The 15,763-nt window shown below is 66.0% G+C and carries 9 protein-coding genes; 5 read left to right on the forward strand and 4 right to left on the reverse strand.

The features are described 5' to 3' along the window. Positions 1 to 32: 32 nt before the first annotated feature. The gene (locus KWI83_RS10470) at positions 33 to 1,373 is read right to left on the reverse strand and encodes a hypothetical protein (RefSeq protein ID WP_218514033.1); all 1,341 of its coding nucleotides are present in this window, start codon (positions 1,371 to 1,373) and stop codon (positions 33 to 35) included. Positions 1,374 to 1,594: 221 nt separating this feature from the next. Here KWI83_RS10470 and KWI83_RS10475 point away from each other — a divergent pair, with 221 nt between their 5' ends. After that, a complete protein-coding gene (locus tag KWI83_RS10475; RefSeq protein ID WP_218514034.1) occupies positions 1,595 to 2,476 on the forward strand; it encodes a helix-turn-helix transcriptional regulator in 882 nt (293 codons plus the stop codon). Next, entirely contained in the window at positions 2,473 to 2,730 is a 258-nt protein-coding gene (locus KWI83_RS10480; RefSeq protein WP_308122016.1) for a DUF397 domain-containing protein, read from the forward strand. Before KWI83_RS10475 ends, KWI83_RS10480 begins: the two co-directional genes overlap by 4 nt. A 1,032-nt stretch (positions 2,731 to 3,762) precedes the next feature. Here the strand turns inward: KWI83_RS10480 and KWI83_RS10485 are convergent. From KWI83_RS10485 to KWI83_RS10495, 3 genes are read right to left on the reverse strand one after another with little or no spacing between them, the layout of a single operon-like run. Continuing rightward, positions 3,763 to 4,956 carry a hypothetical protein gene (locus KWI83_RS10485; protein ID WP_218514035.1) on the reverse strand — a complete coding sequence of 398 codons (1,194 nt, stop codon included), beginning with the start codon at positions 4,954 to 4,956 and terminating at the stop codon, positions 3,763 to 3,765. Positions 4,957 to 5,008: 52 nt separating this feature from the next. Continuing rightward, the gene (locus KWI83_RS10490) at positions 5,009 to 5,185 is read right to left on the reverse strand and encodes a hypothetical protein (protein ID WP_218514036.1); all 177 of its coding nucleotides are present in this window, start codon (positions 5,183 to 5,185) and stop codon (positions 5,009 to 5,011) included. Beyond that, the gene (locus tag KWI83_RS10495) at positions 5,155 to 6,465 is read right to left on the reverse strand and encodes a helix-turn-helix domain-containing protein (protein WP_218514037.1); all 1,311 of its coding nucleotides are present in this window, start codon (positions 6,463 to 6,465) and stop codon (positions 5,155 to 5,157) included. Before KWI83_RS10495 ends, KWI83_RS10490 begins: the two co-directional genes overlap by 31 nt. Before the next feature lie 202 nt (positions 6,466 to 6,667). On the opposite strand from KWI83_RS10495, the gene KWI83_RS10500 reads away from it, so the two are divergent. Genes KWI83_RS10500 through KWI83_RS10510 form a run of 3 tightly spaced genes read left to right on the forward strand, consistent with a single transcriptional unit; the run spans position 6,668 to position 15,638 of the window. Next, a complete protein-coding gene (locus KWI83_RS10500; protein WP_218514038.1) occupies positions 6,668 to 10,120 on the forward strand; it encodes a helicase-related protein in 3,453 nt (1,150 codons plus the stop codon). Then, on the forward strand, positions 10,117 to 12,801 hold the full coding sequence (locus KWI83_RS10505) for a DUF1156 domain-containing protein (protein ID WP_218514039.1): 2,685 nt from the start codon (positions 10,117 to 10,119) through the stop codon (positions 12,799 to 12,801). Before KWI83_RS10500 ends, KWI83_RS10505 begins: the two co-directional genes overlap by 4 nt. Positions 12,802 to 12,842: 41 nt before the next feature. Next, a complete protein-coding gene (locus tag KWI83_RS10510) occupies positions 12,843 to 15,638 on the forward strand; it encodes an ATP-binding protein (protein WP_218514040.1) in 2,796 nt (931 codons plus the stop codon). The last annotated feature ends 125 nt before the right edge of the window (positions 15,639 to 15,763 follow it).

A 15,763-nucleotide genomic window follows, 5' to 3' on the forward strand; every position in this document is an offset into this window, starting at 1 on the left:
ACTGCCCCGGAGTACGACGACACCGACGGCGCCTACGACGCGGATGACGCCATGGCCAGGGCCGCTGGCTGCGAGCTCCAGGTCCGGAACTCGTCGCCATAATCGCGTACCGCCGGGTGATCACGCCACGGCCCGGCCTGCTCATGCAGGTCACGCGAGCGTTGGTAGACGGAGCTGATCGGTGTGTCTCCGCACAGCCGCAGGGCCTCACGGCCCAGCGCCATCGCGTGGTCGATGTCGGGCGTGCGCTGCTGCAGCAGCGCGGTGGCGACGTCGAGGCGTACGAGCGAACGGCTCCAGGAGGAGGTCGAGTGCTCCACCAGGTCGTCGATGTGTTCGGCGTCGCGCAGTACCTGGGCCGTGTTGCGCAGCGCCACGTGTGACGTGACGGCGTTGGCCAGCGTCCTGGCCCGTCCGTACGGCTCGAAGGAGATGCAGGAGGTCAGCCCGACGGGTACCTCGTGGAGGTCGGAGAGGCGGAATGCCTGCCCGATGGTCTGCTCGACGGCACGCCGGTCGCCGGTCTTGCCGAGGGCCCGTGCCCGGCCGTTGGCGAGCAGGCGGATGGACTGGGCGTGGCGCGGGGCTCGATCGACGGCCGCGGCGGCGCAGGCGTCCGCTTCGTCGTACCTGCCAGCGTAGTAGAGGCTGAAGGAGAGGGTGCCGCACGCCCAGAGGTCGGTGTCCAGGTCGCCGATCTCACGGCTGAGTTCCCGGGCTTCGGTGCAGTACGCCTCCGAGAGCGCGAAGTCGCCAGTGTTCACCGCCATGTAGCCGAGCAGGCCGGAGGCGCGGGCGGCGACGCGGAAGAGTTCCCGGCGCGTGCGTGGGGGTTGGCGGCCGTCGAGGAGGGTGTGGGCGAGCTGCCGCACCTGACGGGCCTGGGGGCGGAGGACGTACGGCCCGTCCTGTTCGTACCGGCTGGCGATGCCCTCCAGCGAGGAGTCGAGAAAGGCAAGCGTCGCGTCGTCGGCGTTGCTGGCCGTGAGCTGCCGGGTCCGGGTGACGATGTCCAGTGGGTTCTCGTCGTCCTCGCGTGGCGGAGGCGCACTCGTCGCCTGCTGGCCCGTGCTCGACTCCTCGTCGCGGCCGTGCGCGGAGTCGCCGTCGTACGCCGTGGAGAACAGCTCGGACACGGGTCTGCCCAGCATGTGCTCCAGAACCCGGCAGGCGTCAGGACGGGGCAGAGTCAGCAACTCCCCGCCGTACCAGCGGTCGAACTGGCGTGGAGAGACCTGGAGGGACGCCAGGCGGGGGTCTCGGTCGAGCTCTGCCAGCCGGGCGGCGGCCCGCTCGTACTGGGCGGCGAAAGCCTCGTGCGTCGTCAGGTGCCGTTGCTGGAGCAGCTGCCGAAGCAGCGTTGTCCGTGGCATGGCCCACCCTCCTGGTACGGCGTGCAGGACCGACGCGAAGGCGCGTGCCGGTAGCGAGGTCGTGGCCTGCTCGCCCATCGGTCGGCCGCGGCGCACGCCCGTACCAAGGCGCGCCGCGACTCCTGACAGCATGCCGACGCAACCACCAACTAGGCAATATGTCTGGTAATGTTGACCCGTATGGGTTGTAGAGGTGTCGCCGGTACGGAGAGACTTCCGGCATGGCCTTGAAGAGAAGCCTGGTCCCGCAGTCGGTGTACCGGCGACAGCTCGCGGCACGGCTGAAGGAACTGCGTGACGCGACCGGGCTCACCCTCACCGAGGTCGCCGACCAACTGGAGGTCAATCAGGGGTCGCTGAGCCGGATCGAGAACGGCGAACGCGGTACGACGCCGGTCCTCGTCCGGGCACTGCTGGACCTGTACGGCGTCGTCGACGACGACCGGCGCGCTGACGTGCTCGACCTCGTACGGGCGGACAAGGAACAGCAGAAGCCCTGGTGGCGGAAGTACTCGACGGTGCTCACCCCGACGCGCTACGACGGGTACCTCGCGCTGGAGGCCGGCGCGACGCACCTCGCCAGCTACCAGCCGATGCTCGTGCCGGGGCTGCTCCAGACCGAGGACTACGCGCGTGCCGTGATCTCCCAGATGAGGAAGGACCTGTCCCCGCCGCAGGTCGAGTCCCTGGTCAGGGTCCGCATGGAGCGGCAGAACAGCCGCCTGGGCGGTGAGGCCCCTGCCAGGCTCTGGGCGATCCTCGACGAAGCCGTGCTGCGCAGGACGGTTGGCTCCGTTGAGGTGATGCGCGACCAGATGCGGAAGCTGGCGGAGGCGAGCGAGCGGCCGAACGTCACCGTGCAGCTCCTGCCGTTCTCGCTCGGCGCGCATCCGGGGCTGTACGGCCCGTTCGTCATCCTGACGTTCCCGCACCCCACGCCGGACCTGGTGTGGCTGGAGAATCCCAAGAACTCCGTGTATCTCGAGTCCCCGCAGGATGTGGAGAACTACACGGACATCTTCGACCAGTTGAGGAACACCGCCCTCGACCCGTCGGAGACCCGCACTCGCATCGCACGCATCAGCAAGGAGCTCGAAGAGTGAGCACGCCCCGCATGGCCGCCCCTCACGACGTCACGACAACTCCCCACGACGTCGATCTGACGCACGCGCGGTGGCAGAAGAGCTCGTACAGCGGGGGTGCAAACGACTGCGTGGAAGTGGCGGAACTGAGCGAACACGCCGCAGTGCGCGACTCCAAGGACATCGGCCGTCGGCCGTTGCTGTTCTCGAAGGCCGCGATGCACGCTCTGGTCAGCGGGATCGCCCACGGGCCAATCGGCGAGCGCTGGGGCTGAGAAGAGAGCTGGGGCGTGAGGAGGGAGCCGTGATGGTCGTCGTGGCGGGCGCAGGAGTCTCCAGTCTCACGACGGGCGTGGCGCTGTTGGAAGCCGGGTTCTCCGTGCGACTCGTGGCCGAGGAGATCCCCGGGACGCACATCCCTCGCCGCCGGCGCGATGGGGGCCATACCTTGTCGAGCCCTGGGCGAAGATCCGGGCGTGGAGCCTCACGTCGCTCGCCGTCTTCCGGAGGCCCGCCGAGAACGACGCGACCGGTGTTCGCCTGGTGAGCGCGGCGGAGGCGTAGCCCTGTCGGGGGGCGCGCCCGGGAGGTCGCGCGTCGAGGCTGTGAGGGGGACCTCCTCCGCGCCGCCAGCCACAGTTACTCCGGCGAGGGTTCGCCGGCCACTCGCCTGCGGAGCGATTCCACCTCGGCTCGCAGCGCGGCGTTCTCCTCTTCCAGCTCTGCCTTGGTACGGCGGCTCGCTGGAGCGCGCCGAGGGCGTGTGTTCCGGCGGCCAGCGGGCGCTGCGCTGGGAAGCTCCTCGAAGGGACCGACGGACTCGAACACCACGATCACCGAAGGATCTTTCCCACATTCCCTGCAGCGCGCCGCGCTATGCGGCCTGGTCTCGCTCAGGAGACACACGACCTCCTGGATATGACCGCAGTAGAGGCGTACCCGCCAGCGCATGTAATCCGACGGAGACGGAGGCTGAACGGGCCTCAAAAGCTCCCGAATCCTACTGGCAGTCTCAGCAGACAACGGTGGTGCACTGTCCACCACGCGACGAATGTACTCAGCCCTCCGTTCTCTCTCCTCCTGGAAGCGATGATCAGTTCGTGTGAGCCGATAATCGGCCAGTGGTGTGCCGTGGCTTTCGTAATTGTTCGTCACGATGCCGACGCTACGAGCCCGGCCAGGCCCTTGTGGCGGAAGAAGCCTGCGGCCACCTGATCCAGTGAGGGCCTCGGGCCCTGGCTCAGTCCTTCCTCACCGTGGTAGGCAACGCGTCCTACTCGTATGCCTCCTTCCAGGGGACACGGTGCCTACGGTCGCCCTGCCTGGGGACCGACAGCCCTGTCAAGCCGATCAGGCGAAGCTTCCTGGCCATCCATGAGCTGTTGAATCGTGGCCAGGATCCCCTCCCTCGCACCGGGTTCGGCTGCGATGGCGGACAGAGAGACCGACGGCCAGCCCTTGTAGCCCTTCTCCCGTTGCACCTCCAGCTTCTTCGCCAGCTCGGGAACAGTCGGCAGTGACTCCGCGAACGCGGCCGCCCCGTCGAGGCCGAGGTGATGGGTGATCGACCCTAAGCTGAAGGCGAGCTCCTCCTTGGCGGGGTTGTCGTACAGGGACAGCGTCCAGATCGGCACCTGCCGGCCCGCGACGGGGTAGTAGACGGACATGCTCGGGTACTTGGCTGTACCGCCCTCCAACCGTCCCGTAGCTGCCGCGTGATCGAGCAGTGCGGTCGCGATACTCCTCGTTCCCGAGGCGAGGCGAGTCCGGATCACCGTGTCCATGTCGGCCCGCGTGGCCCTCTGCGTGGCGCGGCGGCCGGAAGGAGACTTCGCCGCCGTGGCGACTTCCCCGTGGATGCGCGGGACCAGGACGCGAAGCTCTCCGTCGCCTCGGTACTGGGTCAACTCGACCGCATACACGTCTGTCTGCCGCATCTGCCGGTTCAAGAACTCGACGATTGCCCTCAGCTCCAGCGGGATCCGGTCCGCGACGAACAGCAGCCGCATCTGCCCGGCGGCCAGCCGTTCCTCGACCATCGACCAGAACTCTTCCGCGGAACGGTCACCGAGCAGCAGTTCCCCGTACGCCTCTTCCATCGATCGGCCGTCCGCGACGCAGGTCTCCTCGAAGGAGCGTTGGAGCAACGCTCCAGGCCAGTACCGCGCTCCGTTCGCCGCGTAGTCCAGCATCTGGCCCGCCACCTCACGGCGGATACGCGTATCGCTCGCCCGCTTGACCTCCACCAGCGTGGGCACCCCGTCGGCGTCGACGAAGAGATGGTCCAGCCAGTACGCCGGACCGCTCTCGGCGTTCGTCGGAACGCCCATCTCCCGCGCCACCAACACCAGCCGTAACGGCTGCCCTTCGGCCAGCGAGCCGAAATCCAGCACCCGCGGATGGCGCGCGAGGAGCTCCTGAAACTCTTCTTCGTTCTCGAACGCGGCCGGCTCCAGGGCCTGCAGATCGCGGCCCAGGACGAATACCGGCTGATCAGTCACTTGCTGCCCCAACCTTGTCGTCTCGCGATCGTGTTCACTGATCGCTTCCGAATCACTGGATACCGAAAGCCACCAAAAGCAGCGACTCCACCGCCCCGCCGGGATCGGCCACCTGGCTCCAACTTGCCTTCCAGCGCGGCGAGTTCGGGCGGTCCACCGACAGGCCGACCATGCCCACTGAAACGATCCGGGATCGTTTCAGTTCGAGTCCGACGTGGAGGCGATCCACGCTTCCATCTCGGCACGCTCACGCTGTGCGAGGCGCTGCGACCGCACGGTGGCGTCTGGCCTCAGCAGAGTCGGTTCGTACACACCGTAGTCAGCGAGCAGATCGGACGAGATGGCATGGGCCATCGTGCACAGCTGCATGCTTCCATTGCACAGGGCTTCCAGATACCCGATGCGATGGCACGGACTTCCCGTATCACTCGACACCGGCACTCCCGGCACGAAGCGGGCGGTTCCATTGAGCGGCGTGCGGTCCAGGAGCACCTGTGCAGGAGACGAAGTGCCGGCGAGCACATCGGCATCTCCATAGGCTCCGGCCCACTCCGCATAGGCGCACGCGAGATGAAGACCGTAGAGCACGCTGGCTTCCAGACGGGTGAGGTTCAGCACGGGGGCGGCTGCATCCTCTGCCGTGGGTGCAGGTTCCGAAGCCAGATCGACCTGAAGGTGAGCGCTGCCGTCGGAGTGCCAGACGGCGTGGACGCCAGGTCCGCAGATCCGCATGCGGCCCCGGCGGATCACCGGAGCGTGGCCCAGCAGGCCGCGGGACAGAGCGGCTGACGGTGCACCCCCGGGACGTGCTAATGCACCGAGGAACCCTCGCACATCCTGGAGGAATGTGCGGTCTATGCGGCGTTCTGCTCGTCCCGTTGGGACCAGAGAAATGTCAAGTCTGATGCTGCCATCAACGCGGGCCGCCAACCACGCGCAGTCGTCCTCGAACTGTGCGATTACCCGATGAGAGTGGTCTTCTGCCAGCTTGAAACGGTCGCGATAGAGGGCCGCGATCTCTGATTCGTCCAGCCAGGCAGTGGTCCGGCCCAGCCGACGCGCGTACCCGTACCGCTGCTGCCCCTTGCCTCCGGTGGGGCGAACAGCGTGCGGGGCGACCGGACTACGCGGAACCCCGATCAGGATGTAGCCGCACTCCGGAGTGGTGGGACTGTCAGCGATCATGCGTATGCGGAAGTCCGGGGGCAGGAAGGGGAAGACACGACTGCGTAGGCCCTGGACGAGCTGGTTGTGCAGTTTGTCGCTGATCGTGATGGGGTTCAGACGCTCCGCGTTGCCCTGGTCGTTCTCGGTGATGCCGACGACGATCAGGCCACCTCGCGCGTTGGCCATGGCTGACACGTCCTTGGCGAATTCGTCCAGTCCATCGGCGTCCTTGGTGTACGCGTTGTCCTGCTTGAAGTCCAAGTCCACGTCTTCGGCTGCATGCTGGTCGCAAAGCTCGACCAGATGGCTTCGATCTAGGCCGTCGAAGTCCGCGCCGAGCAACTGAGCAAGTCTAGGGATCCTCACCGTCACCTGCGCAGGTTACGCCCAAAAGGCGCAACGGAAGCCTCAACCCTGCGATGGGTACTGCCCGTTGAGGCGTACCCTGAAGGGTGACTCCCTGTCGACGGTGTGTACGCTCTCCGAATCTACGAGTGGTCGAGGCGCAGCTCAGGCGCGGCGGCTTGTCGGGGGAGGGGCGTAGATGTCACTTTTCGATCCGCAGAAGCTGATCGCGGGCGCAAGATTACGGCTGCCGGGACACACCGAGCCTGTCACCGTGATCCAGGTCCAACCAGGTGCCTACTGGGAGTTTCTCCTCAAAGGCGACGCCGGGGACTACCGGAGTGTCAGTCTGCCCGAGGACGAACTCCCGGGAATCGAGGTGGTCGACGCCGGCGGTGAGCGCCCGTACGACTCGGACGCGCGAGTCTTCCGGCTTGGCGTGGAAGCCCGCAGGATCCGTACACGCTTCCAGAACGACATGGGGGCTCTTTCCGTCTCCAGCATCGAGCCGCTGCCGCACCAACTCGAGGCGGTGTACGGCAGGTTCCTGGAGGAGCCCCGGCTGCGCTTCCTGCTCGCTGATGACCCTGGGGCCGGCAAGACCATCATGGCCGGGCTCTACATCAAGGAGCTCCAACTCCGCGGTGCGGCCGACCGAGTGCTGATCGTCGCCCCTGCCAACCTCGGCTTCCAGTGGCAGCGCGAACTCGACGAGCGCTTCCGGATCGCGGCCCGCCGCATCACCAGGGACACCCTGGACGCGGACCCCATGGCCAACCCCTGGGAGTCCGACGGCGTTTTCATCGTCTCCCGCGATCTGCTGAAGACGGAGGCAGTCCTCGCGTCCTTCGCCGCCGCACAACGCCCTTGGGACCTGGCGGTCCTCGACGAGGCCCACGGCTACACCCTGAAGGTCAATAAGCGTGGGGCGATCGACAACCGCACAGGCCGGTACAAGGCCGCCGAGCGCGTGGCGCGTCACGCTGAACGACTGTTGCTCCTCACGGCCACTCCACACTCGGGCCGCGAAGAGTCCCTGTGGGGGCTGATGCGGCTGCTGGACCGCGACGCATACGGCGACCGTTGCCCTGACCGCGTAGAGATCATGCCGCATCACTACTCCAGGACCACCAAGGAGCAGATGGTGGACCTGCGCGGCCAGTCCCTCTTCCGGCCACGCTTCGCGCACACGGTTGCCTATGCCCTCGACGGCGCCGAGCTCGACCTGTACAACCGGGTGTCCCAGTTCATCACCCAAGGTCTCGCCGAGATCCGTCGCGAGCGTACCGACGGCGGCCGCGCGTCCGTGTCCGGCTTCGCCCTGACGACCATGCAGCGGCGGCTGGCGTCGTCTGTACGGGCCATCTGCCGGACCCTGCACCGCAGGGTGGAGCGTCTGGAGCGGGAACTGGAGCAGCCGACAGCGACAGCCACGGACGTCGCCTCGACCTTGCTGGACAAGAACACCAATGGTGACCGTCCCGAGGACGAGCGCTGGGCGCTCGAGGAGCAGGCTCTCGAACAGCTCTCCCTCTTCAGAGACCCGGAGGAGATCGAGGCTGAACTCGCCCTTCTCCGCCCGCTGCTTGCACAAGCCGAGGAGACAGCGCTTCTGGGCGGCGAGATCAAGCTGCAGGAGTTATGGAAGATCCTGGATCAGTACGGAGTCGGCGACGACGCCTCGAAGAAGCTCCTGGTCTTCACCGAGCACAAGGACACCCTGGACTTCCTGGTCCACGAGCTGTCCCCGCACTTCGACGTGGCTGTCATCCACGGTGGCCTGCGTCCTGCGGAACGGGTACAGGCGGAGCGTGACTTCCGGGAACATGCGCAGATCATGGTTGCCACCGAGGCGGCAGGCGAAGGTATCAACCTCCAATTTTGCCACCTCATGGTCAACTACGACATCCCGTGGAACCCCAACCGCCTTGAACAGCGCATGGGACGAGTGCACCGCATCGGCCAGACCGAGAACGTTCATATTTTCAATCTTGTCGCGGCCAACACCAAGGAGGGGCACGTACTGGCCACGGTACTCGGAAAGATCGAGACTATGCGCCAGAACGAAGCTCTGGGAGATCAAGTCTTCGACGTCATAGGCGAGATACTTTCCGGCTACCGCCTCCCCGAACTGCTAGAGGCCGTCGTATCAGGCGAGAGGACGTCCGAGGAGGCGGCAGCCCAATTCGGGTCCCACGACGAGGAGTTCGACGAGCAGCTCATCGCGCGCATGCGCGAACTGTCGGAGAAAGCCCTGGTGACGGGGCACATCGACTGGCGGATACAGCGCCAGGAGACGACCCGGGCTGAGGAACGGCGGCTGCCTCCGGAACATCTCAAACGCTTCTTCCTCGACGCCGTCGACCATCTGGACGGCCAGGCCCGCGAACGGCTGGACCACGCCAGTATCAGGGTCACCCGGACTCCCGACATCCTGATCGCCCGCGACCGTGATCTGGGTACGCTTCGCCAGCTTCAACCCACCTATGAGCGAGTCACCTTCGACAAGAGTGTCGCTGTGCAGCGGCTGGCTCACGACGCTGAGTCCGGGGCGCCCCGAGCTGAACTCTGCGGTCCCGGACACCCTTTGTTCGAGGCGATCTTGGACCTGGTCATCGAGCAGACAGCGAGCGCTCTGCAGCGCGGCGCCGTCTTCTACGATCCCGGACTCAGCGCTCCCGCACTGCTGCACATCCTGGAAGGCGAAGTTACCGACGGTCATCGCTCGACAGTCCATCGCAGCATGGCTTCCGTCATCGAGGCCGCTGGCGAGTTCCTTCCCACGAGCGGCGCACTGTACGACCTGCTGCCTGGGAGACCCGCGCAGCCGACTAGAGAAGGGTTAACGCCCTCCCGTCCGGAATCCCAGCTCATCGCGTGGGCGCGAGGCAATGTCTACGAGGCTCGACTGCGCGAGGTCCGAGAGCGCCGTGCACGCACCGCCGACATTCAAGAGGAGTTCCTGACCGCCTCATTCCGGACCTTGCTGGCTCGGTACGACGCTGAACTACTCGATCTTGACGAGGAGTTGGAGGAAGGAAGAGCCGGTGCCGAGGGCCGTCATCGCAGGACGGAGCTCATTCGACGCACAGTGCTCGAACGCCGTGACAGGCGTATCGCGGACACGGCTCGCACGCGGCAAGTGGACCGCGGGCCTGTCACCGTCCTCGCACAGGCACTGCTCTTGCCTCCGCCCGCGTCGTCCAGTCCTGTCGATGCCTGGGCCGAGAATGCGGGGAACGGGCGCGGACTCAGCGATCCGGAGATCGAACGGATAGCCGTGCAAGTCAGCATGGACCACGAATACGCACATGGTTCCGAAGACCTCAGGTCCGTCGAAGCCGACAACCTGGGCTTCGACCTTGTCTCCCAGCGAGCCGAAACCACCCGATATATCGAGGTGAAGGGACGCGCCGGGGTGGGGTCCGTCGAACTCACCTGGTCCGAGTACATCGCCGCCGGCAAATTCGGGCCTGCCTACTGGCTTTACGTGGTGCTCGACTGTGCCACCGATCATCCCCGGCTCTACCGCATCCAGGATCCGGCCGTTGCCCTTGCCGGGAACTTCCGGCCCACGCATGAGGTGCGCTACAGCGTCGCCCCTGGACCCGTCATCGACGCAGCGCAAGCCGCGGGAGGAGACACACTGTGAGACGTGCGCTCATCGAGGAGAAGCTCCCGCTAGCCCCCGTCAATGCCGCTTCCGGTCGCGAAAAGCACCTGCGACACGGCCACATCTCCACCATGCACCTGTGGTGGGCTCGTAGACCCCTCGCCATGGCCCGGAGCGTGGTGCTCGCCAGTCTGGTCCCCGACCCTGGACCCGGCAGCCCACACGCCCGCGAAAGGCTGCTCAACGACATCAGCCAGGCCGCTCCTTTCGAAGCTTCTTCCCGACCTGCCTATCTGGCCCCGCTGCGCACTGCCCTCGCCACCGCTTGGCCCGAGCGTCCCCCCAAGGTCCTTGACTGCTTCGCCGGAGGGGGCGCGATCCCGCTGGAGGCCGCGCGCCTCGGGTGCGACACCACCGCTGTCGACATCAACCCCGTCGCCCATCTCATCCAGCGCTGCGTCCTGGAGTACCCCGCTCGCTTTGGCGGTGTGGGCGAGGACGGCGGGCGGCCGTTCGTCGACGAGTTGGCCCAATGGGGCCAGTGGGTACGCGAGACGGCGGACGCTCGGCTTACCGAGGCCCTTCCGCGCGGTGAGGACGGTACCAGGCCCGCCGTGTACTTCTGGGCCCGCACCGTGCCGTGCGCAGACCCGCACTGTGGCCGGACAGTTCCGCTGATCTCCTCGCGCAAACTCGCCGACTCTGCCCGACACCGGATTCGTCTCGACTACGACATACAACGGGACCGGATCGAACTGCGCCTCGCCGAAGGCCCGCCTGCCGACGGCAGCGACTGGAAGCTTGGCACCAAGACGAGTCGCGGCTCCCAGGTGACCGTTACTTGCCCGGTCTGCGGCACCGCCCGGCCGGACCAGGAACTGCGGAGCTACGCACGCGAGCACGGCTTTGGTCACTACCTTTATGCCGTCCTCGACATCGGTCCCGGCGGGAAACGTACCTACCGTGAGCCCACGGCTGCCGATCACGCCGCGGTTGAGCAGGCCGAAATCATGGCGGAGAGCCTGGAGGACTATCCGGATGGGACCAGCGCCATCCCGGACGAGCTGGTGACGCGTTCCCAATACCGGCGCTACCCCAACTTGACTTACGGCATCGACACGTGGGCGGGCATGTTTACCCCCCGCCAGCAGTTGGTCCTCGGCGTGCTGGCCCAGACCGTTCGGGCTGCTCATGCGGAGATGCTGGCACGCGGCAATGAACCAGCGCGGGCGGATGCCTTGGCCACGTATCTGGGGCTGGCAGTGGACCGGATAGCGGATTACAACTCGTCCTTCGTCGCGTGGGTCCCATCCGGCGAATTCCCGACGCACACCTTTCCGCAGCAATCCATCCGCATGGCCTGGGACTTCAGCGAGATCGATCCGTTGGCCCAAGGCCCCGGCAACTGGGACGGCGCCATTCGGTGGATCACCCAGTCTCTGCGCCATTGTGCTGCCGCCACCGAAGGCAATCCCTCCCAAGTCCAGCGCGCTAACGCCCAGCATCTCCCCTTTGCTGACGGTGAGTTCGACGCGGTCATCATCGACCCGCCCTACTACGACGCCTTTCAGTACGGCGACCTCTCCGATTTCTTCTACGTCTGGCTCAAGAGGTCCATCGGACACCTCTACCCCGAGCTCTTCGCCACCGCACTGACCCCCAAGCGTGCCGAGGTAATCCAGAATCGGGCCCAGCGCGACTCCGCCGAGTACATATCCCGCGACGAATTCGAGGCCCGCCTTCAGCGTGCCCTGGACGAGGTTGCCCGGGTGGTCACGGACGACGGCATCGTTTCATTGGTCTTCGCCCACACTGACAACGCCGCCTGGGAACACCTGCTGCGCGCCCTGCGTCAGGCCGGCCTGAAGGTCACAACCTCATGGCCGATGCAGTCCGAACGGGCAGGACGCACCACCGACAACGTCGGCTCGGTATTGGCTTCCTCGGTGGTGCTGGTCTGCCGCAAGGTGGGCGATGCCACCGACGGCTTCTACGACGACGTGGTCCGCGACCTGGATGCCCGGATCGCCGAACGCCTTGCTGTCTTCGATGACATGAAACTGTCCGGCGCCGACTACTTCGTCTCGGCCATCGGCCCCGCCTTCGAAGTCTTCGCCCGCTACTCCCGTGTCCTACGCCTGTCGGGAGACGAGGTGGGGGTCGACGAGCTGATGGTGCTGGCTCGTCAAGCTGTGGCCCGACACGCCACCAAGTCGCTCACTGGAGGCGAGTCTCTGGAGCGCCTGGACAGTCGTGCGCTCTTCTATCTCACTTGGCGCTGGGCATACGACGGTCTGGCGATTCCCGCAGACGAGGCATACATGCTGTGCCGCGCGTTCGATCTTCATCTGGACGCCCTCACCGTACGGGGAGGGCTGATACGTAAGTCCGGCTCCGACTACAAGCTGCTTGGACCTCACGAGCGCCGCGGCATCACGCTTGGCCAGCGTCCCTCCTGGGTGGATGTGATGCACTCCGCCTGCCTGCTCTATGACGACGGCCGCCGCCAGGAACTCGACGCGCTGCTCGGCGCCAGTGGTGCGGGCACCGAGCCTGCCTTTTGGGCGCTGGTCGCCGCCGTCACCCAGCTCCTGCCAGAAGGCTCTCGGGAGCGCACGCTCTTGCTCGGTCTCGGCGGCAGCCGTGACGACCTGGCGGAACGGGCTGCCAAGTACTCCCCGGACTTCGAGGAGCTCACTCTGTTTGGCACGCAGCCCTGATGCCACTCCAGCACCCACGCACTGAAAGGAACGTCCATCCCGTGGCCGGCCTCAAGAGTTGGAACGAGATAGCCCCTCCGCACCAGGACATTGTCAACGGCTCGTTCGACGAGGCGCTGTTCGCCGCGGACCTGGGCCTGGTCAGTAAAGGAGAAGGCCCACAGGATTACCGTGACGCCCAACTTTTTGTACAGAAGACTTATTTGACGGACAATCTGCGCACAGCTCTTGTCGAGATTGGGAATCGACTGGCCGGCGACCCCGCCGCCAAGGCAGTCCATAGAATGCAGACGGAATTCGGTGGTGGAAAGACCCACACCCTGCTGTCCGCCTATCATCTCTTTGGCAACGCCCGCGCTCTGTCGCGTACCCGGCTCGCCCGCCAGCTCGCCCCCTCCCTCATGGATGGCCGCCTTCCGCAGGCCACTGTCGTAGTCCTCGATGGCTCCGGTCTGAGCCCGGATCGTGCCAAGGAGAACCGTTCCCCGGGCCGTACCCTGCTCGGTCATCTCGCCTTTCAACTTGGCGGGCAAGAGGCGTATGAGGACGTTCGAACGGAGGACGAGGCCCGCCAAGCGACCTCCACCGCTCATCTCGTGGCCCTGCTCAAGCGCTACACGCCCTGCCTCATCCTTATGGACGAGACTCTCGAGTACCTGGCGAAGACCATCACTGCCGATGGCGACCAGGGCGCGCTGACCACCAACACGCTCGTCTTCATAAAGGAGTTGACCACCGCGGTCGCCAATACTCCCGGCGCCTGCCTGGTCGCGACCCTCACCGCTTCCCACCTCGAAGACTTCACAGGTATCAACCACGAGGATCTGCTGGAGCGCTTGGCGAAGATATTCGGCCGGACGGAGAACGTCATCACGCCTGTCGAGGGCGATGACATCTTTCCTGTCCTGCATACCCGGCTGTTCCAGAGCACTGGGACTCCTGCCCAGCGCCGTACGGTCGCGGACGCTTACGGCGACTACTACGCCGAGCAGTTCGGTGACGCTCTCCCAGCTGTTTACCGTGATCCTGTCTACCGCGACCGCATCGAGGCCGCTTACCCCTTCCACCCCGAGCTGATCGACCTGCTCACCCATCGCTGGGGCTCGCTGTCCGGCTTCCAGCGCACGCGCGGTGCACTGCGCACCCTCGCGCACAGCATTAAGGCTCTCCATGCGGAGGGGCGTGTCTCCCCACTCATTCACCCGGGGGACATCCCTCTTCATGACCCTGGGGTGCGGGCCGAGATTTTGAAGATCACCGGTGGTTCCTACCTGTCGGCTCTGAACGCCGACATCATTCGCGAGGACTCGCGAGCCCGCATCGAGGACCAGCGCCGCGGCGGCGAGATCGAGAAGTTGCGACTCGCGACCAAGCTCGCCACGACAGCCTTCGTCAACTCCTTCGGCTCCGACAGGGTCCTGGGTGCATCCGACGCCCAGATGACCGTCGGTGTGGGCCGACCGGGGCTGTCTCGCGGCGCCCTCGAGGATGTCCGGGACACCGTCAAGAATGTCGCCTGGTACATGCGCTACGAGGGCGGCCGCTACCGTTTCACCACCGAACCCAACCTGAACAAGGTCATCGTGGAGCGCGAGAGCGCTGTACCCGAGGACACGATCGCCGAGCTGTTGGAAGAGGCCACCAAGAGTGTGGCTCCGGCCAAGTCCCCCTGGCGCACGCAGACCGGCGTCCTGAGCTCTGCGGACGTCCGTGACGAACCTCGTCTGACACTCGCTCTGCTCGATCCCGAGCACCGGGTCGAGCCTTCCGAACCAGGCACCGTTGGGGACGCAGCCCACCGGATCCTGAGCGAATACGACCAGTCCGGCCGTACCAACAAGAACGCACTGGTCGTGGTCGCTCCCGACACCGGCACCCTCGGCCGTGCCCGTGCACTGGCACGGACCCTGGCGGCGATGCGCGAACTGCGAGACGACGTACACCGACTGAAGCGGTTCAATCAGGAACAGCAGGCCGACCTGCGAGAGAGGGTCGCACGCGCTGAGGATCGACTCCCTGCGCTGCTCACCATGGCCTACCGCCATGTGTTCTTGCTGGCCAACGGCACGGGCGGATCCCCGCCCACCACACAGCACCTCGACCTCGGGGCCGCCCGCGCCAGCGAGACCGTCACCTCCCGGGTTACGGAACGACTGCGCTCGGGTGACGGTCTACTGGACAGGCTCGCTCCGGCAGCGTTGTTGTCAGACCGCTTCAACCTGCTTCCGGCAGACGTGGAGGCTGTCGAGATAGAGGACCTGCTCAAGGCATTCCGTCGCTTCCCGAGGCTACCGAAACTCGCCTCTGCCGAGGTGCTGCGCGACTGTCTCACAGAGGGGGTAAGGCGTGGAGTCTTCGGCCTCATTTCGGGCGCCACCTGGCAGGCGGCCGACGCAGTGGTCCGCATCGGGGAGGAGATCTCACCGGATGAGATCGACTTCCAGCCGGGCACCTGGCTGGTAAGGGCCGCCCGCGCCCAGGCCCTACGCGGCCCTGAGGCACCTCCCTCGCATCCTTCTGGCACCAGTAGCACGCGGACAGGGACGTCTGTCGGCCCCGGGACCAGAGAGCCGACGGCCTCAGAGGAACCAGTACCAAGGCCGCCCTCAGCAGGGCCCACCGGTCTGCGACTGCGTATTACAGACGTCCCGGCCGACAAAGTTCGCGATGTCGTAAAAGTGGCGGTGCTGCCTTTCGCCGCACAGGGCGCCGAGGTCCGCGTAGAACTGGACGTCTCCGTTCGATCCTCGAAGCCGATACCCCCGCATGTCATTGACTTGGTCGTTGAGGAGGGTCTCGGCCAGCTTGGTCTCCGGGCTGAGACGCACGAACAATAGGCAGCGACGTCCTCGATGCCGCAGCAAAGGGAACGGCGTGGCCTCGGAATGCCAAGTGACGGCGCGCTCGCGCAAGCTTGCTCGTGCAACGTGACGCACTACCACGGCTATCGCACCGCTGGTCC

Origin of the sequence: Streptomyces sp. TRM70350, assembly GCF_019219825.1 — a bacterium.
Classification (GTDB): domain Bacteria; phylum Actinomycetota; class Actinomycetes; order Streptomycetales; family Streptomycetaceae; genus Streptomyces.

What these genes read in the sequence shown, in the direction of transcription:
- KWI83_RS10470 (WP_218514033.1), bottom strand. Translation starts at nt 1,373, where the DNA reads ATGCCACGGACAACGCTGCTTCGGCAGCTGCTCCAGCAACGGCACCTG.
- KWI83_RS10475 (WP_218514034.1), top strand. Translation starts at nt 1,595, where the DNA reads ATGGCCTTGAAGAGAAGCCTGGTCCCGCAGTCGGTGTACCGGCGACAG.
- KWI83_RS10500 (WP_218514038.1), top strand. Translation starts at nt 6,668, where the DNA reads ATGTCACTTTTCGATCCGCAGAAGCTGATCGCGGGCGCAAGATTACGG.